The sequence below is a fragment of the Sphingosinicella xenopeptidilytica genome, from assembly GCF_042676985.1.
GTDB lineage: Bacteria > Pseudomonadota > Alphaproteobacteria > Sphingomonadales > Sphingomonadaceae > Sphingosinicella > Sphingosinicella xenopeptidilytica.
In genome coordinates, this window is record NZ_JBHTIK010000002.1 from 575829 (window position 1) to 598658 (window position 22830).

20 protein-coding genes are annotated in these 22830 nt (G+C 67.4%); 6 read left to right on the forward strand and 14 right to left on the reverse strand.

Features of this window, described 5'->3' with window-relative positions:
- Positions 1 to 35: 35 nt before the first annotated feature.
- From ACFQ00_RS05655 to ACFQ00_RS05665, 3 genes are all read left to right on the forward strand, one after another.
- A complete protein-coding gene (locus ACFQ00_RS05655) occupies positions 36 to 2120 on the forward strand; it encodes a putative bifunctional diguanylate cyclase/phosphodiesterase (protein ID WP_381487441.1) in 2085 nt (694 codons plus the stop codon).
- Positions 2121 to 2186: 66 nt separating this feature from the next.
- Positions 2187 to 3545 (forward strand): diguanylate cyclase, encoded by a 1359-nt coding sequence (locus ACFQ00_RS05660; protein ID WP_374594088.1) that lies wholly within the window; start codon positions 2187 to 2189, stop codon positions 3543 to 3545.
- A gap of 26 nt (positions 3546 to 3571) precedes the next feature.
- Positions 3572 to 4192: a DsbA family oxidoreductase gene (locus tag ACFQ00_RS05665; RefSeq protein ID WP_381487446.1), complete on the forward strand. Its 621-nt coding sequence runs from the start codon at positions 3572 to 3574 to the stop codon at positions 4190 to 4192.
- A gap of 38 nt (positions 4193 to 4230) precedes the next feature.
- On the opposite strand, the gene ACFQ00_RS05670 is transcribed toward ACFQ00_RS05665, so the two are convergent.
- The 3 genes from ACFQ00_RS05670 to ACFQ00_RS05680 form a co-directional block, all read right to left on the reverse strand.
- Entirely contained in the window at positions 4231 to 4611 is a 381-nt protein-coding gene (locus ACFQ00_RS05670) for a VOC family protein (protein ID WP_381487449.1), read from the reverse strand.
- A gap of 167 nt (positions 4612 to 4778) precedes the next feature.
- Positions 4779 to 8255: a transcription-repair coupling factor gene (gene mfd, locus ACFQ00_RS05675; RefSeq protein WP_381487452.1), complete on the reverse strand. Its 3477-nt coding sequence runs from the start codon at positions 8253 to 8255 to the stop codon at positions 4779 to 4781.
- Positions 8252 to 8524, reverse strand: a complete 273-nt coding sequence (locus tag ACFQ00_RS05680; protein WP_381487455.1) for an FAD assembly factor SdhE — start codon at positions 8522 to 8524, stop codon at positions 8252 to 8254. The genes mfd and ACFQ00_RS05680 overlap by 4 nt, the downstream gene beginning before the upstream one ends.
- Positions 8525 to 8607: 83 nt before the next feature.
- Here ACFQ00_RS05680 and recG point away from each other — a divergent pair, with 83 nt between their 5' ends.
- From recG to ACFQ00_RS05695, 3 genes are read left to right on the forward strand one after another with little or no spacing between them, the layout of a single operon-like run.
- Positions 8608 to 10671: an ATP-dependent DNA helicase RecG gene (gene recG / locus ACFQ00_RS05685; RefSeq protein ID WP_381487458.1), complete on the forward strand. Its 2064-nt coding sequence runs from the start codon at positions 8608 to 8610 to the stop codon at positions 10669 to 10671.
- A 24-nt stretch (positions 10672 to 10695) separates the two neighbouring features.
- Positions 10696 to 11217, forward strand: a complete 522-nt coding sequence (locus ACFQ00_RS05690) for a tetratricopeptide repeat protein (RefSeq protein ID WP_381487461.1) — start codon at positions 10696 to 10698, stop codon at positions 11215 to 11217.
- 13 nt (positions 11218 to 11230) lie between these two features.
- A complete protein-coding gene (locus ACFQ00_RS05695) occupies positions 11231 to 11629 on the forward strand; it encodes a GFA family protein (RefSeq protein ID WP_381487463.1) in 399 nt (132 codons plus the stop codon).
- A gap of 12 nt (positions 11630 to 11641) precedes the next feature.
- Here ACFQ00_RS05695 and ACFQ00_RS05700 read toward each other — a convergent pair whose 3' ends face one another.
- From ACFQ00_RS05700 to ACFQ00_RS05750, 11 genes are read right to left on the reverse strand one after another with little or no spacing between them, the layout of a single operon-like run.
- The gene (locus ACFQ00_RS05700; protein WP_381487466.1) at positions 11642 to 13024 is read right to left on the reverse strand and encodes an MFS transporter; all 1383 of its coding nucleotides are present in this window, start codon (positions 13022 to 13024) and stop codon (positions 11642 to 11644) included.
- Positions 13021 to 13977, reverse strand: a complete 957-nt coding sequence (locus tag ACFQ00_RS05705; protein WP_381487469.1) for an alpha/beta fold hydrolase — start codon at positions 13975 to 13977, stop codon at positions 13021 to 13023. The genes ACFQ00_RS05700 and ACFQ00_RS05705 overlap by 4 nt, the downstream gene beginning before the upstream one ends.
- The gene (locus ACFQ00_RS05710) at positions 13977 to 14396 is read right to left on the reverse strand and encodes a hypothetical protein (protein WP_381487473.1); all 420 of its coding nucleotides are present in this window, start codon (positions 14394 to 14396) and stop codon (positions 13977 to 13979) included. Before ACFQ00_RS05710 ends, ACFQ00_RS05705 begins: the two co-directional genes overlap by 1 nt.
- Entirely contained in the window at positions 14393 to 15538 is a 1146-nt protein-coding gene (locus ACFQ00_RS05715) for a serine hydrolase domain-containing protein (protein ID WP_381487476.1), read from the reverse strand. The genes ACFQ00_RS05710 and ACFQ00_RS05715 overlap by 4 nt, the downstream gene beginning before the upstream one ends.
- Complete coding sequence (locus ACFQ00_RS05720) at positions 15531 to 16325, reverse strand: hydroxypyruvate isomerase family protein (protein WP_381487479.1); 795 nt, start codon at positions 16323 to 16325, stop codon at positions 15531 to 15533. The genes ACFQ00_RS05715 and ACFQ00_RS05720 overlap by 8 nt, the downstream gene beginning before the upstream one ends.
- Complete coding sequence (locus tag ACFQ00_RS05725; protein WP_381487482.1) at positions 16322 to 17653, reverse strand: aspartate aminotransferase family protein; 1332 nt, start codon at positions 17651 to 17653, stop codon at positions 16322 to 16324. Before ACFQ00_RS05725 ends, ACFQ00_RS05720 begins: the two co-directional genes overlap by 4 nt.
- Complete coding sequence (locus ACFQ00_RS05730; RefSeq protein WP_381487485.1) at positions 17653 to 18714, reverse strand: CPBP family intramembrane glutamic endopeptidase; 1062 nt, start codon at positions 18712 to 18714, stop codon at positions 17653 to 17655. Before ACFQ00_RS05730 ends, ACFQ00_RS05725 begins: the two co-directional genes overlap by 1 nt.
- Positions 18715 to 18734: 20 nt before the next feature.
- Entirely contained in the window at positions 18735 to 20072 is a 1338-nt protein-coding gene (locus ACFQ00_RS05735; protein WP_381487488.1) for an aspartate aminotransferase family protein, read from the reverse strand.
- Positions 20072 to 21058 carry a BKACE family enzyme gene (locus ACFQ00_RS05740; RefSeq protein ID WP_381487491.1) on the reverse strand — a complete coding sequence of 329 codons (987 nt, stop codon included), beginning with the start codon at positions 21056 to 21058 and terminating at the stop codon, positions 20072 to 20074. Before ACFQ00_RS05740 ends, ACFQ00_RS05735 begins: the two co-directional genes overlap by 1 nt.
- 16 nt (positions 21059 to 21074) lie before the next feature.
- Complete coding sequence (locus ACFQ00_RS05745; protein WP_381487494.1) at positions 21075 to 21875, reverse strand: SDR family oxidoreductase; 801 nt, start codon at positions 21873 to 21875, stop codon at positions 21075 to 21077.
- Positions 21872 to 22780, reverse strand: a complete 909-nt coding sequence (locus ACFQ00_RS05750; RefSeq protein ID WP_381487496.1) for an SMP-30/gluconolactonase/LRE family protein — start codon at positions 22778 to 22780, stop codon at positions 21872 to 21874. The genes ACFQ00_RS05745 and ACFQ00_RS05750 overlap by 4 nt, the downstream gene beginning before the upstream one ends.
- Between the last annotated feature and the right edge of the window lie 50 nt (positions 22781 to 22830).

A 22830-nucleotide genomic window follows, 5' to 3' on the forward strand; every position in this document is an offset into this window, starting at 1 on the left:
GTGTTACAGGCGCTGCGGTCTCCACACGAGGTGAAATGCACGGCTCATCGCTTTCAGCGCCCGTCTTTCTCGCCTCATTCCGCTACCGGCGCGAAGCGCAGGATGCCATTGAGGCGACAGGACGTCCGGTTATCGTCAGCCTTCGGCCCGACGATGCCGCCCGTCGTTATGCCGCCTCGGAAGCGCTGATCGCCATCGTCGATGCGCGCGGCGCGCTGCAACGGGGCCTCCAGCAGGTCGAGCAGCTTTCGCAGGCGGTGCAGGAGCGGCGCGGCGGCCTTCTCGTACTGCTCTCGCGCAGCGATGCGGCCGCGCTCGGCGATGTCTACACGGCGGGGGCGACGCACTATCTGATCAGCCCGTTCGGTGCGTCCGAACTCGGCCAGTCGCTGCGCTTTGTCGAGCGCTCGATCCGGCGGATGCAGAAGACGAGCGCCGAAGCGGCCGTGGCCTCCGCGCAGGCCTCGATCGGCGGCACGGCGCGCTGGGAATGGAGTGTGGGCGACGATTTCGTCCGCATCGGCCCGGCGCTCGCGGTGCTCATCGGCGATCCGCCGCATACCGATCGGCTTTCGCTCGACGACGCGTTCCTGCGGCTCGATCGGCGCGCGCGCGCGCAAGCGCGCCGGGCCGTCCGCCGTATCTGGCAGGCAGGCGTACCCGGCGAGGTCGAGCACCGCCTCGTTCTCGACGGGCGGCCGCACACCTATGTTCACCACATACGGCCCACGCGTGATGCCGCGGGCAGCGTGCTCGGGCTCACCGCCACGGTCGAGGATCTCGATTCAACGCTCATCGAGCGGCGGCTTTCCGCGCATTTCGACACGCTGACCGGCCTTGCGAACCTCCGCCACGCCCGCGCGTGGGTGGATGAGAAGCTGAACACGCGCGCTGGGCACAACCCCGCGTGCATCGTCGTGATGTTCGCGATCAGCCGATTCGATCAGGTGAACGCTGCCTATGGCCGCGCCGTCGCGGATTCGCTGCTGCAGGCCGTCGGCCGTCGCCTCCGCCGCCTGCTCAACGACCAGACCGCCGAAAGCGAGCTTCCTGCGCGGCTCGGAGGCGCCGAGTTCGCGGTGGCCTTCGCCGGGCCGATCACGCTCAATCAGGCGGTGTTCTTCAGCCAGCGCATCGGCAAGGGCTTCGAGAAGCCGTTCATCGTCGGCGGGCGTGTCATCCACCTTTCGTGCCGCATCGGCATCGCCGCGAGCGACGAGGAAGTGACGACTGCGGACGAACTCTTCCAGCGCGCGAGCGCCGCGCTTGCCAGCGCGAAGGAGCTTGATCCGAATAGCTTCCAGGTCTTCCTGTCGGATGAGCATGGAAACCCCGCGCGCTTTGCAAGCCTGGAGGCGGACCTGCGCGCCGCGGCCGAAAAGCGCAGTCTCAACCTGCTCTACCAGCCGCAGGTCGATATCGTCACCAACCGCATTGTCGGTGTCGAGGCGCTGGTGCGCTGGGAGCATCCGCTTTACGGCGTGCTCCCGGCTGAGACCCTGTTCGCAATCGCCGAGCGCGCCGAGTTCGGCACGCGGCTCGGCGAGCAGATCATGCGGCAGGCGTGCAGCGAGGCGGCTGCGTGGCCGCAGCACCTGCGCGACCTCAGGCTTTCCGTCAATGTCACGGCGGCGGACATGCGCGCGCCCGATTTCGAGCGCATCATCGTGGAATCACTGGCGGACAGCCACTTCCCGGCGACGAGGCTGACGCTGGAGGTCACCGAGGGCGGGCTCGTCGAGGATCTCGAACACGCCTCCGCGATCCTCTCCAAGCTCCGCCAGCGCGGCATCAGCGTCGCCATCGACGATTTCGGCACCGGCTATTCGTCGCTCGCCTACCTGAAGTCGTTGCCGCTCGATATCCTGAAGGTCGACAAGAAGCTCGTCACCGATCTCTCGGGCTCGACGCGCGACCGCGTCATCGTGCGCGGCGTTGTCGATATGGCGCGCTCGCTCGGCATGGTGGTGATCGCGGAGGGTGTCGAGTCCGAAAGCCAGCTCGAAACGCTCGTGCGCGAAGGCTGCAACTGGTATCAGGGCTATCTGTGCAGCCCGCCGCTTGCGCTCGGCGATCTCCCGCCGTTTGTGGAGAACTGGCAGCGCGCCCGCGCCGCTTGACCAATCCTTAACCGCCGTCCCTTAGAAAGCTGCACATTAACGCTTTAACAGGGGGCAGGCTGGTTCGTGCAGGCCAATCGCGTACTCGTCGTCGGCAAGGATGAAACGCACGCGAAAGCGGGCGTCGCGAAGATCGCGGCCGACAAGTTCACCCAGGTGCAGGCAGCCTCCTGGATGGAAGCGATTCCGCTTGCGTCGAGCGGACGCTACCAGCTTGTCATCGTTCTCGCGGGCGCAGAAATCGGGATTGCGGCCGTCACCACCTTCGCGCGCAGCGCCGAGCGGTGGACGCAGCGCGAAGGCATGATGCTCGTCGCGCTCACCGAAGACGGCACCGCCGCGCTTCACCGCGATCTCCAGCACGCGGGTTTCGACGACATCATTCATCGGCCGATGCACCCCACGCAGGTCGCGAGCCGCGTCGCCATACTCCTGCGCCTCTCCACGATGCGCCGCGAGCTCGCGCGTCGCCAGGCGACCGCGCGCGGCTTCACGAGCGGCGACGGGCTGTTTCTCGCGCCCGCCGAACCGGTTGTGGCAAGCCGCCGGGCGTCGGTCCTGCTCGTGCAGTTCGATCAGAGCGCGCACTGCGCCGAACAGTTCAACCGCGCCGTGCGGTCCTGCACCGAGGCGACGATCTGCGATGATCCCGAGGCGGCGCGTGCGCTCCTCTATCGCGGCGGTCTCGATGCCGTGCTGCTCTGCTCGGCAGTCGACCCGAAGAGCGCTATCGAGTTCGCGGACCGGATGCGTCGCGTGCCCGCGCTCTACAATCTTCCCGTGCTGCTCGCGACGCCGGAGGTCGAGAAGCTCGATCTCGATATGGTGTTCAACGCCGGCGTGACCGATGTCGCGCCCACCTGCCTGTCGAGCGAGCAGCTTTCCGTGCACCTTACCTCGTTCAAGCGGCTCGAAGCGCTGCGCGCCGCGCTTGCCGCGCGCTACGCGCAGCACGTCGAGATGGTCATCCGCGATGGTCTCACCGGCTTTGCGGGTCATGGCTTCGGCATGGCGCATCTGCAGGCGACCTTGCGGGACTGCACCGAACTTTCGCTTCCCGTGGCCGTGGCCGGGCTCACGATCGAGAATCTTGACGAGATCAATGCCGTGCACGGCTATCTCGCGGGCGATATCGTGATGCGCCGCGTTGGCGACATGGTGCGCCGCTGCATCCGCGGCGAGGACATGGCGACGCGCCTCTCCGGCAGCCGCATCCTCGTGCAGTTCCCTGATACGCGCTATGCGAGCGCGAACGTTGCGGTCCGCCGCCTTGCGAACGTCCTGCGCTTCCAGAAGGTTGATCTGCCGGGCGGTGCTTCCATCGCGCTCAGGATCGGCTACACTCTCGCCTGCTGGGATGGCGATGCCGACGCGCGCGCCCTCGTCGCGTCGCTCAAGGCGCGGAAGGTCGCAGTCGCAGCCTGATCCGGCTCCCGCGCGGGAGGCTTTTCATGGCGATCACCATTGATGTCGTTTCGGATTTCGTCTGCCCGTGGTGCTGGATCGGCAAGCGCCATCTCGATACGTTCGCGAACGAGGCCGACATCGAGCGGCGCTGGCACCCTTATCTCCTCCACCCGGATATGCCTGCGGGCGGTGTCGCCCGCGCCGATTTCATGCGCACGAAGTTCGGCAGCGATGAGCGCGCGAGCGAGCTGGCAGCGGGTGTCACTGCGGCTGCGAAGGGTGCCGGTCTCGATATCGACTACAGTCGCGTAGAGCGCGTGCCGGATACCCGCGATGCGCACCGCCTCGTGCGTTGGGCGGGCGGGCAGGGGCGGGCGGACGCCGTCGCCGAAGGTCTGTTTCGCGCCTATTTCAGCGAGGGTCGCGATATCGGGGATGCCGCTGTCCTCGCCGATATTGGCGCAGCGGCGGGCATGGACCGCGTCATTCTGGAAGCGCTGCTCGCCGGCGATGCCGACAGGGACATTGTCAATGCGCAGGCGGATAGAGCCCGTTCGATGGGTGTCAGCGGCGTACCCACCCACATTTTTGCAAACAAGGTCGCCGTGGTCGGCGCGCAGCCGATCGAGGCGCTAAGGCAGGCGGCTGAGCTCGCCGCCGCATAGAAAAGGGCGTGCCCACAAAGATGGGCACGCCGTTGTCGTCAGCCCATCCGGTGGAGGGCGCAGAGCTTGTTACCGGCCGGATCGCGCAGATAGGCAAGGTAAAGCTTGCCGAAGCTGCCCTCCCGAACGCCGGGCGGATCTTCGCAGGTGGTGCCGCCGTTCGCCACGCCTGCGGCGTGCCAGGCATCGGCCTCGGCGGGGGTCTTCGCGGCAAAGCCGATGGTGCTGCCATTGGCGCAGCTCGCAGGTTCGCCGTTGATCGGCTGCGTCACGGCGAAGATGCCGGTCGGCGTCACGTAAAAAAGCCGCCCCTTGTCATCCGTGTTACCTGGCGGAATACCGAGCGCGCCGAGCGTCGCGTCGTAGAACGTCTTGGCTGCGGCCGTATCATCCGCGCCGAGCATGATGTGACTGAACACCTTCTCTCTCCCTCTGGAACGCCGCTTTCGGACTGCGGCTTCACAGGCGCTGATCGCATGTGCGCAGGGGCCGCATCAAGTCCGCAGTTCCGTTAGCTGGGCGCTTGTTCCGCGGTCTTCAGCCGCCGCGCGACCGGGCAGGATTGGAGGGGCGACACCCCACAAACCTATCCGGCAAGCTTCCCCATCGCCCGCGCCACGTTGAGCCCGCCCTGCAAACGCGCTGCCGGGTTCGGCCAGTCGCGGCCGATGAAGAGTTTGTGGTCGGGGCGCAGCCTCGCCACCTGCGCGTTTTTCTGCACGAACTCGATCAGCTTGCCCGGTTTCGGGAAGCTGCCGGCGTGGAAGGCGATCAGCGCACCTTTGGGTCCGGCTTCCAGCTTCTCGATGTTGGCGGCCTTGCAGTGTAGCTTGATTTCAATGACTTTGAGGAGATTGCTCACCTCATCCGGCAGCTTGCCGAAGCGGTCGATCATCTCGGCCGCAAACGGCTCCACGCCGGCCACCTCATCGATGTCATTGAGCCGCCGATAGAGCGCCATGCGCAGATTGAGGTCACCCACGTAGCTCTCCGGAATGAGGATCGGCGCGTCCACCGCGATCTGCGGGCTGAACGCCTCGCGCGGTCTGTCGAGCCCGGCGGCGTCTGCGCGCGCGACCAGCATCGCCTCCTCCAGCATGTCCTGATACAGCTCGAAGCCGATCTCGCGGATGTGCCCCGATTGCTCGTCGCCGAGCAGATTGCCCGCGCCGCGGATATCCAGATCCTGCGCCGCGAGCTGGAAGCCTGCGCCCAGCGTGTCGAGGTTCGAAAGCACCTGCAGCCGCTTCGTCGCCGTCTCGGTGATCAGATGGTTCGCGGGCGTCGTCAGATAGGCGTAGGCGCGCGCCTTCGAACGCCCGACGCGACCCCGGATCTGGTAGAGCTGCGCCAGCCCGAACATGTCCGCGCGATGCACGACGAGCGTGTTGGCGCTTGGGATGTCGAGCCCGGATTCGATGATGGTCGTGGAGACCAGCACGTCGTAGCGCTTGTCGTAGAAGGCGGACATGCGCTCCTCGACCTCGCTCGAACTCATCTGTCCGTGCGCGACGATGTATTTCACCTCAGGCACGTGCGCGCGCAGGAATTCCTCGATCTCCGGGATATCGGCGATGCGCGGCGTCACGAAGAAGCTCTGGCCGCCGCGATAATGCTCGCGCAGCAGCGCCTCACGCACAACCACCTCATCCCACGGCATCACGTATGTGCGCACGGCGAGCCGGTCGACGGGCGGCGTCGCGATGATCGACATGTCGCGCAGCCCCGACATCGCCATCTGCAAGGTGCGCGGGATCGGCGTCGCGGTCAGCGTCAGCACGTGCACGTCGGACTTGAGCTGCTTCAGCCGCTCCTTGTGGATCACGCCGAAGCGCTGCTCTTCATCCACGATGACAAGGCCGAGCCGCTTGAAATTGATATTCTTCGATAAAAGCGCGTGCGTGCCGACCACGATATCGACGCTGCCGTCCGCGAGACCGGCACGCGTCTGCGCCGATTCATTCGCCGAAACAAGCCGCGAGAGATGCCCGACCTTCAGCGGCAGGCCGTCGAAGCGCTCGCGGAAGTTCTGCGCGTGCTGCCGCGCCAGCAGCGTCGTCGGGCAGATCACGGCCACCTGCTCGCCGGCCATCGCCCCCACGAACGCCGCGCGCAGCGCCACCTCGGTCTTGCCGAAGCCGACGTCGCCCACGATCAGCCGGTCCATCGGCTTTCCGGCGGCGAGGTCGGCGACCACGTCGTCCACCGCGCGGAGCTGGTCGTCCGTCTCGGCATAGGGGAAGCGGTCCACAAAGGCCCCAAACGTGGATGCCTCCGCCTCGAACACCTTCCCCGGCCGGGTTGCGCGTTCGGCGGCGACTTTCAGGAGCTCGTTCGCGATCTCGCGAATCCGCTCCTTCATCCGTGCCTTGCGGGCCTGCCAGCTCGCGCCGCCCAGCTTGTCGAGCGCCACGCCCTCGGAATCGGAGCCGTAGCGGGAGAGAACGTCCATGTTCTCCACCGGCACGTACAGCTTGTCGCCGCCCGCGTAGGAAAGGTGCACGCAGTCGTGCGGGCTCCGGCCCACCGTGATGGTGACAAGCCCCTCGTAGCGCCCGATGCCGTGGTCGGCGTGCACCACGAGGTCGCCCGGCGTCATCATGGAGATCTGGTCCATGAACGCGTCGGCTTTGCGCGCCCGCTTGGCGCGGCGCACCATGCGGTCGCCGAACATGTCCTGCTCGGAAACCAGTGCGACGTCGCCCGTGGTGAAGCCGTGATCGATCGGCAGCACCGCCATCGCCGCGCCGCCGGATTTGGCCGCGCCCAGCGCTTCCTGCCAATTCTCCACGACATGCAGCGGCCCGAAGCCGTGGTCGGCGAGCAATGTGCGCAGGCGGTCTCGCGAGCCTTCGGTGTAGCTCGCGAGCACGACGCGCTTGCCGCCCTGGTGCAACGCCGCGACATGCGTGCCAACGGCCTCGTAGATGTTCGCCTGCGCAGCGCGTTCGGGCGCGAAGTCCCGCGCGGCCGTCACACCGAGATCGAGCACGCCCTCCTCGTCGGGTCGCGCGAAATGCGTGGCGAGATGCACGCGCCGCGCCGCCTGCGCGCCGTCCCATTCGGCCTTGGTCAGGTAGAGCGCATCCGGCGCGAGCGGCCGGTAGCTGCCCGGCTCGCGCGTCATCGCGGAAACGCGGTTACCGTGATAATCGTCGATCGCCGCGAAGCGCTGCTCGGCGGCAAGGCTTGTGCCCTCGTCGCGCACGATGATGTCGTCCGCGCCCAGATAGTCGAACACGGTGCCGAGCCCGTCCTCGAACAGCGGCAGCCAGTTCTCCATGCCCGCCAGCCGCCGCCCGTCGCTCACCGCCTGATACAGCGGGTCGCTGGTTGCCGTCGCGCCGAACAGGTCCACATAGCCGCGACGGAAGCGCTGGATGCTGTCCGCCGAAAGCAGCGCCTCCGAAACCGGCAGCAGGTCGAAGCCCGCGCTGGTGCCGCTCGTCATCTGGCTCGCCGGGTCGAACAGCCGCAGTGTCTCGATCTCGTCGCCGAAGAAGTCGAGCCGCAGCGCGTGTTCACCCCCCGCGGGGAACAGGTCGAGGATGCCGCCGCGCACCGCGAACTCGCCCGCGTCCATCACCGTATCGGTCCGCACGTAGCCGTTGGCGACGAGCATCTCGGCAAGCGCGTCGCGGTCGATCCGCTCGCCCGGCGCGATCCGCGCGCTCAGCTTTCCAAGCCGCTCGGGCGTCAGCGTGCGCTGGATGAGCGCGTTCACCGTCGTCGCGACAAGCTGCGGCGTCTTGACGGGCCTCAGCAGTCCCGCGAGTCCCGCCACCCGCTCCGCCGCCACGCGCAGCGAGGGCGAGGCGCGGTCGTAGGGCAGCGAATCCCACGCCGGAACGTACAGCGTCTCCACCTCGGGCGCGAAGAAGTGCGCGGCGTCAAGAAGCTGGTGCGCGGCAAGATCGTCGGGCGCGACGAACACCGCGCGCGCATCCTTCGCAAACGCAGCGCGCGCGAGGTCCGCGAGCAGCCACGGCTGAAACCCGGCGGGCGCGCTCGCCAGCGTCAGCGGCGCGCCCGCCTTGGCGATGACCTCGACGTAATTCTTCACTCCGGCGCCACCATGAAATCAAGGCGCGTCAAGGCGTCCAGCAGCGGCCCGTGCCACCGCTGCGGCGCCTCGGCCGTGCCGATGGCCCACGCCATGATCTCCACGTCGTCCTCTTCCAGAAAGGCTTCCATCCACGCGATTTCGGCCTCGCCCCAGCCCGCGAGATAGCGGTCCGTGAAGCTGCCGATCATGATGTCGGCTTCCTTGGTGCCGCGGTGCCAGGCGCGGAAGTGGAGCCGCCGCCGGCGCGCGTCTAGGGGGGTGGTCATATGCGCTTTCGCCAATAGCCGATAAGCGGAAAGCGCATTTGCGCCTCCCGCTGCATGGAGTTAGTCAGTCGGAGCGAGATAGCATGCGACCCGATATCCTCAACCCCCTGTTCGCGGAAATCGCGGCGCTGAAAGGTGTAGGCCCGGCTCTGCAGCGTCAGCTCGAGCGGCTGGAAATCGCGCGCGTCATCGACCTGCTGTTCCATCTGCCGACGGGCGAGATCGAGCGCCTGCGCGTCGATGCCGTCCACGGCGGCCTCGAAGGCAAGGTCGTCACGCTTGCCGTCGATGTCGTGGCTCACGAGACGCGCGGGCCGAAGTCGCCGCTGCGCGTGCGCGTCCGCGATGGTGACGGAAACCTGCTCGATATCGTGTTCTTCACCGATCGCGGCGGCTACGCGCGCCAGCTCCTGCCCATCGGCGAGCGCCGCGTCGTCAGCGGCCGTCTCGACCGCTTCGGGCAGAACCTCCAGATCGTCCACCCCGATCATGTCGTCGTGCCGGAAAAGGCGGGGGACATACCCGAACGCGAAGCCGTCTACGGCCTCACCGAAGGCCTCACCAACCGCCGCCTCCGTACCCTCGTCGAGCACGCGCTGGAGCGTGTTCCGGCGCTTCCCGAATGGGCAGGGGCCTCGCTCGTCCGCCAGCGCGCCTGGCCGCACTGGCACGAAGCCCTTGCCGCGGCCCATGCGAACGACCGTGCCGTGCGCGACCGGCTCGCTTACGACGAACTCTTCGCGAACCAGCTCGCGCTCCTCCTGATGCGGCAGGCCTCACGCCGCAAGGGCGCGCTGCCGCTCCGGGGCGATGGTCGCCTTATCGACGCCATGCTCCGCGCGCTGCCCTATCGCCCCACCGGTGCCCAGCAGCGTGCGATTGCCGAGATCACCGGCGATCTCGCACAGTCCGCGCCGATGCTGCGGCTGCTTCAGGGCGATGTCGGCTCGGGCAAGACGCTGGTCGCGCTCGCCGCCATGCTCGGCGCGGTGGAGGCCGACGCGCAGGCGGCGATGCTCGCGCCCACCGAAATCCTCGCCCGCCAGCATATGGCGAACATCGCGGCGCTGCTGGACGGGATCGGCGTCCGCGCCGAAATCCTCACCGGCCGCGAGAAGGGCGCGCAGCGCAAGGCGATCCTCGCCGATCTCGCGGCCGGCGACATCCACATCCTCGTCGGCACGCACGCGATCTTCCAGGAGGCTGTCGACTACAAGAACCTCGGCCTCGTCGTGGTTGACGAGCAGCACCGCTTCGGCGTCGCGCAGCGCCTGATGCTGGCGGACAAGGCCGAAAAGACCGCGCACATGCTGGTGATGACCGCCACGCCGATCCCGCGCACGCTCACGCTCACCCAGTACGGCGAGATGGATATCTCGAAGCTCGACGAGATGCCGCCGGGCCGCACTCCCGTCGAAACGCGCGTCATCAGCCAGGACCGGCTGGAAGAGGTGGTCGAAGGCGTCGGCCGCCTGCTCGCAGACGGCGGCCGCGCCTACTGGGTCTGTCCGCTCGTCGAGGAAAGCGAAGGCGCGGGTGATCTCGCCGCCGCCGACGCGCGCCATGCCATGCTGAAGGAACGCTTCGGACCCATCGTGGGCCTCGTCCACGGCCGCATGAAGGGTCCTGAGAAGGACGCCGTGATGGCGGATTTCCAGTCTGGCCGCATCCAGCTTCTCGTTGCCACCACCGTCGTCGAGGTCGGCGTCGACGTGCCCGAGGCGAGCCTGATGGTCATCGAGCAGGCCGAGCGTTTCGGCCTCGCCCAGCTTCACCAGCTTCGCGGCCGCGTCGGGCGCGGCGCGGCGCGCTCGGTGTGCCTGCTTGTCCGCGCCCCCAACATTTCGGAAACCGCGCGCAGCCGACTCGCGCTCATCCGCCGCTCGACCGACGGCTTCGAAATCGCCGAGGAAGACCTCAAGCTGCGCGGCGGCGGCGAACTGCTCGGCGTGCGCCAGTCCGGCGACCCTGAATTCCGCATCGCGACGCCCGAGCAAGTCGGCGCGCTCGTCGAGGCCGCGCGCGACGATGCCCGCCTCCTCGTCGAGCACGAAGGCGGCCTTTCCGGCCCGCGTGGTGAGGCTGCGCGCATTCTTCTCTACCTCTTCGGACGTGATGCTGCTGTCGGCCTCTTGCGTTCCGGTTAGCCGTTTGCGACAGCGCCGAAAGAGATGAAGACACCGCTTGCAATCGCGCTGCTGCTCGCGCTCGCCGCACCGTCCTTCGCCGACACGGGCGTTGGGAATGGCGATTGGGCGTCGGCGCGGCTTGAAGGCGCGATGTCGGCCTATCATACGGGCGATTACCGCACGGCGCGGCGCGGTTTCCAGCGCCTTGCCGAGCACGGCTCCGCGATCGCCGAAACGATGCTCGGTGTCATGTACGCCAAGGGGCACGGCGTTCGGGCGAGCCCGGCCGTTGCGGCGGGATGGTTCCGCCGCGCCGCCAGCCGCGGTTACGGCCCGGCGCAGATCGCGCTCTCGGATGCCTTCGCGCGTGGGCACGGCGTCAGCCGTGACATCGATGACGCCTATTTCTGGGCGCTTGCGGCGACGACCGGTGGAGACCGCAGTGCCGAAGCGCCCGGCCGTATACGGGTCAAGGCGCTGGGCGAATCTCTCAGCCCCGAAACCCGCGCTGAGATCGACGAGGAGGTCCACAACTGGCGCCCGAGGGCACAGCGGCAGCGGTAGGGAGGCTTCGAAGATGCACACGGGGTCTTGCCTGTGCGGCGCGGTGAGCTTCACGGTGGAGGGCGATCTGCCCGGGCCGGATGGCTGCCATTGCACGCAATGCCGGAAACAGTCTGGCCATTATTTCGTCTCGACCGATGTGCCGCGGTCCGCACTCGCCGTCCGCGGCGCAGAAAACGTCCGCTGGTTCCAGTCCTCCGAAAAGGTGCGGCGGGGTTTCTGCGCGGTCTGCGGGTCGTCGCTGTTCTGGGATCCGATCGGCCGCGACTGGACCGGCATCGCGATGGGCGCCTTCGATACGCCGACGAAAACGTGCCTCGCTGTGCACGTCCATACCGCTGAAAAGGGCGACTACTACGACATCGCCGACGAGGTGCCGCAGTTCAGCACCGTACCGCCCCGGCCGCACTGAGTGTTGCCGCCTTCACGCCGTGAGGTTTCGATCCTCCCGGCGGCGCCCTTCGATGCGTTTGCGGATGAAGGCATGGCGAGATGCGGTGATCGGGTACGACAGCATCAGAATCCCCGATACGACGAAGGCAATCATGGGGAGACCGATTGCGGCTGCCAGCATACCGTGGGTTGCAAGTGCCGAGTTGGCGTTGCTCGCCGGATCATAGCTAACCAGCGACAGCGTGTAGAAACCGAGCGCGCCGCCCACGGCGCCGCCCGCGGGCGCGAGGAACGTGCGCATCGAGAAATAGGTGCCGGCACGCGCTTGCCCTGAACGCAGCGTGTCATAGTCGGCGATATCGCTGGTGAGCGCCTGCGGGAACATCATGTTGGGCGTGCCAAGCGCGCTGACGAAGGCGCCGTACGCCAGCATCAGTCCGAAATCAGCCTGGCCGTTGGGTGGGAACAGCAGATAGCCGGGCAGCAGCACGCCGTTCAGGATCTGGCACCACGCATACACCTTGTGTTTGCTGAACCGCGCGGCGAGGCGCGTGCACAGGGGGATCGCTGCCACCTGCGCGGCGGTTGCCACCAGCAGGAACATCACCACGCGGTCACCAAAGCCGAAATAATTGTCGAGGAGGATCGCCATCAGCGCATAGCTCGCTGCCCAGCCCACCTGGCTGATGAAATCGGCACTGATGAAACGGCGGAACGGCCCGTTGCGGGTGAAGATCGTCCGCATTTCCGCAAGATGATAGGCCTCGCCCCGCGTAACGGTGCCGACCGGCACCACGAACACCGCAATGCCGATGCAGACCGGCATCAGCGCGATGCCGATCCAGCCGAGGATGGCCATCGCGTCGCGGTCGAGCTCGGCGGAATCAAGTACGCCGATGGCGGGCATGGAGAGGATTTCCGGCACGGCGAGGAAGCCGACACCGCCGATCAGCAGCGCCAGCGTCGTTGCCCCGGCGAGCCGGGACCGCTGCGCATAATCGGTGCTGATTTCTCCCGACCATGTCCGGTAGGGCGTGTCGATCACCGAATGCGCGATGTAGAAGGAGACGATCGCCAGCGCGAAATAGGCATTCCCCGCATTCGCCGGCGGCATGTAGGCGATCCAGAAGGCGAACAGCGAGAACAGCGCGCCCGCGACCAGCCAGGGCTTGCGCGGCCCCCAGCGCGAATGCGTCTTGTCGCTGAGGAAGCCGATCGGCGGGTCGATGACGCCGTTGAAGATGCGCGCGAACAGGATCACCGTCGCGATGCCCGCCGTCGTCGCCTCGGTGTGCTTGGCGTAGAAGGCCATCAGCAGCGCCGGGAACGGCGAGATCAGCAGCGCCAGCGAAAAGCCGGGCGCCGCATAGGCCGCGAGCTGGCCGAAGGGAACGCGCTGCGCCGCTTTGCTCATCGGCCCAGTTCCCGTTCAATGTGCCCCACGAAGTCCTGCGCGGCGCGCGCGACGGCGTGGCCGAACGCCGGTTCGGTGGGATAGTGGCCCGCGCCGGGCACGATCTCCAGCCGGGCGTGCGGCAGGCGCCGCGCCAGCGCCCAGGCGTTCGACGGCGGCGTGCAGCAATCGTAGCGGCCGGTGATGATGGAGACCGGGATCGCGGCAAGGCGGTCCGCATGCCGCAGCAGCGTGTCGTCGTCGACGAAGAAGTCGTGCGCCGCATAATGCGCGAAGATGCGGCCGTAATCGGCCCCGCGCCCGGGATCGGGCGGCGCGATCGGCGCATCGAAGTGCATGAAGCCTTCTTCATAGAGGAAAAGGCTGGTCGCGAGGCGCGCCGCCACATCGGCGTCGTCGCCCAGAATCCGGCGGCAATATGCGTCCCGAAGGTCGCCGCGTTCCGCCTCCGGCACCATCGCGGCGAAGCTTTCCCAAAGCTCGGGGAACAGCGTCTGCACGCCGTGGAACCACCAGTCAGTATCGGCCTTCCGGCACAGCCACAGGCTGACGAGGAACAGGCCGAGGCAGCGTTCGGGATGCGCCTCCGCATAGGCGAGCGCCACGGTGCTGCCCCACGATCCGCCGCTGACGATCCAGCGTTCGATGCCGAGATGGCGCCGCAGCCGTTCCATGTCGGCGACGGTGTGCTGCAGGCTGTTCGCCTCCAGCCGGCCGCGCGGCGCCGAGCGTCCGCAGCCGCGCTGATCGAACATGATGTGGCGCACGCGGTGCCCGTCCGTGAAGCGCGCCGCGCCCACCATCATCGCCCCGCCAGGCCCGCCGTGACAGGTGATCATGGGGATGCCGGCACCGCTATCGGTCCAGTAGATGTGATGGCCGTCGCCGACATCGAGCATCCCGTCGGCGCTGACCGCCAGGGGCGCGCAGTAGGGATCGTCGGCGCGGCGCATCAGGCCGCGCCGCCCTTTGCCTTTTCGAGCTGCGCGAGGATCAGCGCATCCTCCGCCTCGCCGAGCGCGGCGTGCGCTTTGGTGGGACGGATGAACACGGTCAACTCGTCGACCTTGCCGCTGGCATCGAGGTGGAAAATGTCGAGCCCGTGCACCTCGATCGCGCCGATATTGCCCTTGAACTCCATGATCGCCTCGTCGGCGGCGGGCCATGTGCGGACATAGTGGAAGTTCTCGATCACCTTGGGGATCGTCTGCAGCACGATGACGACGTGGTTCCTGTCGCGGATCGGTTTCAGGAAGCGCGGTGTGTTCAATTCCACCTGATCGGCCAGCATCGCCTCGATCGATGCATGATCGCCGCTCGCGATGGCGCCGAGAATGTGCGTGATGAGCGCGTTTGCCCTGTCGTGTGTCATGCCTGTCCTCCCGCTGAAGATGCCGCCGCGGCGTGATGCGCGATCGGCCAGTGCCATGTGCCGGGGCCGGCCATCTGGTTGATCGTGCCGGCGATGAAGAAACCGTGCCGGGGCGCATGGAACATCTTGGCGCCGCTCGCGCCCGAATGGCCGATCAGCTCGAGGCCGGCGTCCTCGGTCCGAAAGATGCCCAGCCCGACACCGGTGCGCGGCGCGGCGAGCCCCGGCGGGGTCTTCCAGTCGAGCATCGCTGCCAGTGTTTGGTGGTCCCGGAACAGCGCGCCGCCGAGCAGCCCACGCAGGAAGCGGTTGAGCGAGGCCGCGCTCGACACCACGCCGCCGCCGCCCCAGTCGAACGACAGGCTGGCGCCGCTGCCGAGCACCGGCATCGGCCCCATCCAGACCTCCGCTTCCGGCTCGCGGTGCGGGCCGAGGCCGGGCGGGTCGTTGCGGTACGCCAGATACGTGTCGGCGAGGCCGAGCGGCGCGAAAAGGCGCTTTCGGTAGGCATCGCCCAGCGTCGATCCGGTCAGCTTTTCGATCAGCAGGGCGAGCAGCATGAAGCCGGTGTCGGAATAGTGGAAGCCCTCGCCCGGCGCGGCGAGCGGCGCGTCCGCCGTGCCGTTCGCGAGGAACAGGTTGATCACCCCCGCTTCGGGGTCGAGCGGCCGTTCCGGGTCCCACGGCTTCCATGCGCGGCGCGGATCGCCGCCCGGCGCCAGTATCCGCCCGATCAGCGAGTCCGGCGCCGGTCCGCCGAGCGTCGCCGCGTCATCCTCCATCGCATCGCGGAGACCGCTGGTGTGCGTCAGCAGATGCCGGAGCGTGATGCGGTGCGCGAGGCTCTCGCCGCCGCTCCTGTGCAGCCGCGCCGTGATCTCGGGCGCGAACACGCCGAAGTCGCCGTACGCGGCGTCGATGCCGCGTGGGCCGAGCGCGTTTTCCTCGGCGAGTTGCAGCACGATCGCGGCGGTCATCGTCTTGGTAACGCTGGCGATGTGGAAGCCGTGCGTGGCGGTCATGGCGATGCCGGGCCGCGCTTCGCCGGCTGCCGCGACCAGAAGCGGCGCACCCTCGGCATCCTCGACGCGCACCACCGCGCCGTGGACGCTTTTGTGCGTCAGGAGGTCGATGTCAGCCACGGCGGGCAAGCTGCTTCATCCAGCCGAGCGTTTCCAGCGTCGGCTGGCGCGGCATGTATTCGGCACCGAACAGGCCATCGTAGCCGTAGCTTTCGATGCCTGCGAAAATGCTCGTGAAATCGAGTGTCCCGTCACCGGGCGGCTGCCGCCCGGGCACATCGGAGAACTGGACGTGCGCGGCGATGTCGCGGTGCCGCGCATAGGCCTCGACCGGATCGTGGCCGTTCATCGCGACATGATAGATATCGAACTGCAGCCCGATCGCGCCCGCATAAGCGGAACGGATCAGCGCGGCGCCATAGTCGATGTCGTTGATCAGCGCATCCGGCGCATCGACGCGGTTCATCGGCTCGATCACCAGTCGCGCTGCGCTTTCCCGGCGCGCCGCATGTTCAACGGCATGGTCGATGTTGCGGCGATACGTGTCGAGACAGGCGGCGCGATCGCTATCGGTGGGAATGCGCGACGGGCCGAGATGGACGAAGCGCGCGCCCAGCACCTCCGCCGCATTGAGCGCGCTGGCGAATTCGTTGTGGAACATCGCCTCGCGGCCCGGAACCCCCGAGAGGCCCGCGCCGCCGGCCATGTAGTCGCCCATGTCGACATTGATGAGCGTAACGTCGATCTCCGCCGCCGCTGCGGCTGTCGCCATTTCGGCGAGGTCGCCCTCGGCAAGGAACTGGATCTCCACGCCTTCGAAGCTCGCCGCTTTCGCCTGCGCGAATCGCTCCGGCATGGCGAACTCGCGGAACATCAGCGAGACGCTCGTCGAGAAGCGGCGGTTCATGCGGCCTCTCTCTGTGCGAACGCCTGCAAGGCGATTTCGGCGCGCGCCAGTGTCTCGTCGATGTCGGCGTCGGTCATCGCGGTCGATCCCACCATCAGCCCGCGCGTCGCCATCAGCAGCCCCTCGTTCAGCATGTCGCGGTGAAGGCGCCGCATCCGGTCGAGATAGGCGTCGCCCGAGCGGTTATGGAATTCGCGATAATTGTCGGCGGGCTCGGAAAAGAACTGCAGGCTGGTCATGGAAGCGAGCCCGTTGGCGCGCATGTCGAGGCCGAACGCCGCCATGCGTTCCATCAGACCCCGGCGCAGACTCTCTCCCTGCGCTTCGAGTCGCGCGAACACCTCCGGCGTCAGCCCGCGCATCGCCGCAATACCGGCGACCATACTCATCGGGTTCCCTGTGAACGTGCCGCTGTGGCTCATCTTCAGCGGCCCGGCGAGATTGTCGAAGATCGCCATCGCTTCCTTTGTGCCGCCCACTGCGCCGATGGGCAGTCCGCCGCCGATGATCTTGCCGAGCGCGGTGAGATCGGGAAGCACGCCGAGGCGCCCCTGCGCGCCGTGATAGCCGGCCCGCCCGCAGAACACCTCGTCGAAGATGAGCACGATGCCGTTCTCCGTGCAGAACCGGCGCAGCGCCGTGAGATACGCCTGGCTCGCCGGTGCGAAGCCGAGCCGCGCCGGGATCGGATCGATGATCACGGCGGCGAGCGCGTCCTTCTCCTCCTCGAGCCGCGCCAGCGTGGCATCGACGGCGTTGAACGGGACGATGACGGCCTCGTCCAGCAGCGATTGCGGCGTGCCGTGGCCGAGCGGCGGCGCGGCCGGGCGATCCTCCGGCCCCCAGTTGGCGGGTGTCGGCAGGAAGCTTGCTTCCACGAGATCGAACTGGCCGTGATAGCCGCCCTCGGTCTTGGCGATTTTGCTGCGGCCGGTGATCGCGCGCGCGGCCTTCACCGCGACCATCACTGCTTCGGTGCCGCTGTTGGTGAAGCGCACCTGATCGATCCCCGGCCAGCGCTCGACGATGATCTCTGAAAGCGCGATCTCGGCCTCGGTCGGCAGGATACAGCACAGCATCCGCTCCGCCTGCGCCTTGATCGCCTCGACGATCGGCGGGTAGCCGTAGCCGTGGATGTTCGTGGAGAAGTTGTTGACCCAGTCGATGTAGACGTTCCCGTCGACATCGGTCACGCGGCAGCCGTTGCCGCGCTCCGCGTAGATCACGTAGGGCGCGAAGGTGATCATGTGGCGCGTGTTGGCGCCCGGCTGCACCGCGCGCGCGCGATCGAACAATGCGGCGGAGCGGGATTGGCTGTCGGGGAACATCAGTTGCTGCCTTCTTTCGACCAGAGGCGCGAGGGGTCCGTGCTGCCGTCGCCGCCGTGCAGCGCAAGACGTCGCTGCCAGCCGAGATCGCGCCCCGCAACCAGCAGAACGGCGCCGGCAAGGATGATCCACAGCACCATCAGGCTGATGTGCACCTGTCCCGATCCGCCTGCGCCCGGCAGCTCGATGCGCATCGCCGAACCGATCATGTTGAAGCTGCCGTGCACGATGATAGCCGGCCACACGCTGCCGCCCGACAGGTTCACGAAATAGCCGGCGACGATGGTCATACCGACGCAACTGGCGATGAACACGGACTGCCCGGCGAGCAGGCGCGGCAGCGTGTTCTGCCCGGCGAGCAGTAGCGGAACCTCGCGCGGGAAATGCCACAGCGCCCAGCAGATGCCGAGCACGACCGCGGCGACGAGCGGCACCCCGAACTTGCGGACGAGCAGAGGCCACGCGAACCCCCGCCAGCCGAGTTCCTCCAGCAGGGCGCCTTGATTGGCGAATAGCGCGACGAGCCAGGCGCTGGCGAACATGGCGGCGGATTGCAGGCCGAAGCCTTGGATGAGCCCCGGCAGGGCGAGGTCGCCCGCACGCAGCCAGGTGACTGTCCCGGCCAGCGCGGCAACGCCCGCGACCAGCAGCAGGAGCGTGAGATAGAGGCGCGCGCCCTCACGCCAGCCGAGGCTGCCGCGCAGCGGGTGATAGAGCGAGAGCAGTGCCTTCAGGCCCGATTTACCCCACCCGGCCGCGACGACGATCAGCGCCGCCGTGGTCGGTGCGCCGGGAAAGAACAGGAACGGAAACACCAGCGGTACCGCCCAGTAAGACAGCAGCGTCGCCGGAACCCCGTCAGGGTGCGCGGCGATCAGCGGATGCGCGGCGAGAACCTCCGCCCGCACCGTGAAATAATGATCGACCAGCGATTGACCCGGGCCATAAGCATCCGGCGCCACGATCTCCGCGACGACGGCATACGTCCACAGCAGCGAAGCGATGCCGAACGCGATTGCGTAGAACCAGCGGAAGGGGTGGGCCCGAATGGAATCGCGCATACGTCGTCCTCCCTTGCCGTCTACAGGGCCTTGAAGCGCGTGAACGCGCGGCGCGCCCCCGCGATCGTGAAATCGATGTCATCATTCGTCATCGGCGTCGACCCGACAAACCCGCCGCGCATCGTCAGCAGCCGTTCTTCGGCGAGCAGTTTCTGGATGATGGGGAGGCGCGCGGCGAGATCGGTTGCCGCCGCGAAGGCCAGATCGCGGTAATTGCGCAGCGGCTTTCGCGTCATCACCAGCACCGATATCGAACCCTCGCCGAGCACCACGCCGTCGAGATCGAGATCGTGCTGGATCTGCGCGAGGCCATCGCGCAGGCGATCGCCTTTGGCGGCGAGATCGTCGAAAGCGTTCGGCGTCAGCAGCCGCAGCGATGTCGTGCCGCAGGCCATCGCCATCGGGTTCGCAGTGAACGTGCCGCTGTGCTTGATCTTGGGATCGCCCGCCTCGATCTCGAACACCGACATATATTCCTGTTTGCCTCCGCAGGCCCCAACCGGAATGCCGCCGCCGACGATCTTGCCCATCGTGGTCAGGTCGGGGGTGATGCCGATCTTGCCCTGATAGCCGCCATGGCCGGCGCGTAGCGACCAGACCTCGTCGAAAATGAGCAGGATGCCAAGCCGCTCGGTCTCCTCGCGGAGCATTTCGAGGAACGCCAGATCGGGTTGTACCATGCCGAGCTGAAGCCGCTGCGGATCGAGGATCACGGCGGCGAGCTGATCGGCCTCGGCGCGCAGGATTTCGCGGGTCGCCTCGATGTCGTTGAGCGGCAGGATGGTCACGAGGTCGAGCAGGCCCTGCGGATGGCCCGCCTGATAGGCGGTCGCACTCGGCCGGCGCGGATCGCCCCAGTTTTCGGGCGTCGACTGGAAGCTCGCTTCAAGCAGGTCGAACTGGCCGTGATAGCCGCCCTCCATCTTGGCGATCTTGGGCTTGCCGGTATAGGCGCGCGCGGCCTTCACCGCGATCTGGTTCGCTTCGGTGCCGCTGTTCATGAAGCGCACGCGCTCGATGGAAGGGATGCGCGCGCAGAGGATCTCCGCGAGGTCGACTTCCCACTCGGTCGGCAGCACCGCAGACATCAGCCGCGCCGCTTGCGCCGAAAGCACGTCGATGATCTCGCGCTTGTTGTGGCCGTGGATCAGCGCCGAGAAATTGTTGATCCAGTCGATCTTGCGATTGCCCTCGACGTCGGTGATCCAGCAGCCTTCGGCGTGATCGGCATAGATCGGATAGGGCTTGGCGACGGCGAGATGGCGCGTGTAGCCCGACGGCATCACCGCCTGCGCGCGCGTGAAAAGACGCTCGGAAACGCTCTGGTTGTGGTTCGGCGGGGCAGGGGTGGAACCCATCAGAAATTCACCTTGTCCTTGCCCTTGGTGCCCAGAATCGCGCGCGCCTCGTCGGGCGTCGCGATCTCGAGGCCGAGTTCTTCCAGAATGCGGCGGATCTTCGCCACCTGCTCGCCCGATGATTTGGCGAGCTGGCCCTTGCCGAGCCACAGGCTGTCCTCCATCCCGACGCGCACGTTGCCGCCCAGCAGCGCCGCCTGCGTGGTGAGGCGCATCTGCTCCTTCCCCGCCGCCAGCAGCGACCAGTAATAGGTGTCGCCGAACAGCTCGTCGGCGGTTTCGCGGAAGTGGAGCACATGGCGCGGCGTGCTGCCGATGCCGCCGAGGAAGCCGAACACCGACTGGATGAAATAGGGCGGTTCCACCACGCCCATCGTCTCCAGCATCTTCAGCGAATAGAGATGGCCGATATCGAAGCATTCGTATTCGAACACGACGCCGCGGTCGCGCCCCAGCTCCTGCGCGATCTTCTCCATGCTCGCCCAGGTGTTGGCCATGGTCAGGTCGCGGGTCGACTGGACGAACAGCTTCTCCCAGTCGCGCAGCTTGTCGAAGTCATACTTGCGCCCCAGCATCCAGCTCGCAGCGTTCATCGGCCCCATGTTGAAGCTGGTGATCTCCGGCGAGAATTCCTTGGGTGCCGTGAGCCGTTCCTCGATCACCTCGGCCCAGTTGCTCTTCACGTCGAAGCCGCCCGTCTCCGGGTTGCGGCGGATCGCCGGCTGGCCCGTAGTGATGTTGATGATCACGTCCGACTGCTGCTTGATGCGCGAAAGATAGAGCGCGTAGACGGCGGGATCGGTGACCGGGCAGCCGGTTTCGGGATCGCGCGCGTGCAGGTGGACGATCGCCGCGCCGGCTTCGGCCGCCGCGACGGAATCGGCGACGATTTCGTCAGGTGTGATCGGCAGGTACGGCGACATGATCGGCATGTGCATCGCGCCTGTCGTCGCGCTGGTGATGATGACCTTGGGGGATTTGCGCATGTCGCTCTCCTGCAGCTCAGCCTTGTGCGGCGATGACGGCGGGCGAGAAGGCGCCCCCGCCCGAAAGTGTCTGTCCGCCGTCGCAATTGAGGATCGCGCCGGTGACGTAGCGGCCCGCGTCCGACGCGAGGAACAGCGCCATTTCGGCGATGTCCCGGGTGGTGCCGAAGCGGCCGAGCGCGGTTGCGCTCTCGGCGATCCGCCGCGCCTGCGGCGTCGGGGCGAGGCGGGCCATGCCTTCGGTGCCGTCGATGGGGCCGGGGACGATGGCGTTGACGCAGATGCCTTCCGGCCCCCACTCCAGCGCCAGCGCGCGGGTCAGCATGTCGATCGCCGCCTTCGCCGAGCAGACGTGCGCCTGCCCCCAGTAAGGCGCCGTCGATTGCGGGGCGGAGATGTTGATCATCCGGCAGCCCGGTTTCCGCGCCACGTCATAGGCGGCGCGCAGCACGTTGAACGTGCCGATGAGGTCGATCTCCACGACGGTACGGAATGCGTTCGCTGACATCTGCGCGGCCGGCGCGATGAAATTCCCCGCCGCGCCCGACACGACGATCGAAAGCGGGCCGAACGCATCGGCGGCGCTGCGCATCGCGGCATGAACCGCATCGCTCTCGCGCACGTCGGCCGCGAAGCCGATCGCGCCGTGGCCGATTTCGGCGACGGCCGCCTCCACCTTCTCGGGCTTGCGGCTGAGCACGGCGACCTTCGCGCCGGCGGCGGCATAGGCCTTGGCGATGGCGAGGTTGATGCCGCTGGTGCCGCCCGCGACGAACGCGGCGTGGCCAGCAAGGAGGTTGTCGGTGAAAACGGTCATGCGATGGTGTCCTGGAAAGCGAGGGGCAGGCCCGGGCGCGGCCACGGCAGCGCGACGAGGCGCCCGGACGACGACAGGGTGACGTAGGCGGTGCGGTTGTCCGGCCCGCCGAACGCGATGTTGGTCGCGTAGAAATCGTCGATGGGGACGAAGCGGTGGTGCGCGCCGTCCGGCGAGATCTCGTGGATGCCGCAGCGGTTGAACGAGGCGACGCAGATATTGCCCGCCGCATCGATCGCCAGCGAATCGAGATAGGCCGCATCGCCGAGGGCCGCGAAGAGACGGCCGCCGCAGGGCGATGGCCACGGCTCGGGCGCGATCACGCCGGGCGCCGAAAGCGTGAAGGCCCAGAGGCGGCGGGTGATGGTTTCCGCCACGAACAACGTCCGCGCGTCGGCGGACAGGCCGATGCCGTTGGGCGTGATGAGCCCCGCCGCGACCTCGACGAGCGGGCGCCCGTCGGCATGGCCGTAGTAAACGCGCCCGATATCCATCGTCCGCGCACTGCGCTTGCCGTGATCAGTGAAGTAGAAGCCGCCGTCCGCATCGAAGACGATGTCGTTGGGCGAACGGAGTGCGGCATCGCCACACGCCTCGTAGAGCCGCTCAACCTGCCGCGTTTCGAAGTGCACGCGCTCGATCCAGCCCGGTGTTTCGGATTGGCCGGAAGGCCGCGTCCACGCGCCCTCGCGCACATAGGTCCAGCCGCCGCTGTTGCAGATATAGACCCAGCCGTCGGGGCCGGGCGCAGCGCCGTTCGGGCCGCCTTCGAGCATCGCCAGCCGCTCCACCGCGCCGCCGGACGTCACGCGGGTCAGGCTGCGGCCCTCGATCTCGACGACGAGCACGCTGCCGTCGCCCAGTGCGATCGGCCCTTCCGGGAAGCGCAGCTGATCGGTCAGCATTGCCATTTCACCCGCGCTCGTCATCGCACCCGAATGCCTCCCCGATTCCT

Excerpts from the sequence above, each read along its gene's own strand:
- ACFQ00_RS05655 (WP_381487441.1), top strand. The coding sequence starts at position 36 with ATGCACGGCTCATCGCTTTCAGCGCCCGTCTTTCTCGCCTCATTCCGC.
- ACFQ00_RS05665 (WP_381487446.1), top strand. The coding sequence starts at position 3,572 with ATGGCGATCACCATTGATGTCGTTTCGGATTTCGTCTGCCCGTGGTGC.
- ACFQ00_RS05680 (WP_381487455.1), bottom strand. The coding sequence starts at position 8,524 with ATGACCACCCCCCTAGACGCGCGCCGGCGGCGGCTCCACTTCCGCGCC.
- recG (WP_381487458.1), top strand. The coding sequence starts at position 8,608 with ATGCGACCCGATATCCTCAACCCCCTGTTCGCGGAAATCGCGGCGCTG.
- ACFQ00_RS05690 (WP_381487461.1), top strand. The coding sequence starts at position 10,696 with ATGAAGACACCGCTTGCAATCGCGCTGCTGCTCGCGCTCGCCGCACCG.
- ACFQ00_RS05695 (WP_381487463.1), top strand. The coding sequence starts at position 11,231 with ATGCACACGGGGTCTTGCCTGTGCGGCGCGGTGAGCTTCACGGTGGAG.
- ACFQ00_RS05700 (WP_381487466.1), bottom strand. The coding sequence starts at position 13,024 with ATGAGCAAAGCGGCGCAGCGCGTTCCCTTCGGCCAGCTCGCGGCCTAT.
- ACFQ00_RS05705 (WP_381487469.1), bottom strand. The coding sequence starts at position 13,977 with ATGCGCCGCGCCGACGATCCCTACTGCGCGCCCCTGGCGGTCAGCGCC.
- ACFQ00_RS05710 (WP_381487473.1), bottom strand. The coding sequence starts at position 14,396 with ATGACACACGACAGGGCAAACGCGCTCATCACGCACATTCTCGGCGCC.
- ACFQ00_RS05720 (WP_381487479.1), bottom strand. The coding sequence starts at position 16,325 with ATGAACCGCCGCTTCTCGACGAGCGTCTCGCTGATGTTCCGCGAGTTC.
- ACFQ00_RS05725 (WP_381487482.1), bottom strand. The coding sequence starts at position 17,653 with ATGTTCCCCGACAGCCAATCCCGCTCCGCCGCATTGTTCGATCGCGCG.
- ACFQ00_RS05730 (WP_381487485.1), bottom strand. The coding sequence starts at position 18,714 with ATGCGCGATTCCATTCGGGCCCACCCCTTCCGCTGGTTCTACGCAATC.
- ACFQ00_RS05735 (WP_381487488.1), bottom strand. The coding sequence starts at position 20,072 with ATGGGTTCCACCCCTGCCCCGCCGAACCACAACCAGAGCGTTTCCGAG.
- ACFQ00_RS05740 (WP_381487491.1), bottom strand. The coding sequence starts at position 21,058 with ATGCGCAAATCCCCCAAGGTCATCATCACCAGCGCGACGACAGGCGCG.
- ACFQ00_RS05745 (WP_381487494.1), bottom strand. The coding sequence starts at position 21,875 with ATGACCGTTTTCACCGACAACCTCCTTGCTGGCCACGCCGCGTTCGTC.
- ACFQ00_RS05750 (WP_381487496.1), bottom strand. The coding sequence starts at position 22,780 with ATGCTGACCGATCAGCTGCGCTTCCCGGAAGGGCCGATCGCACTGGGC.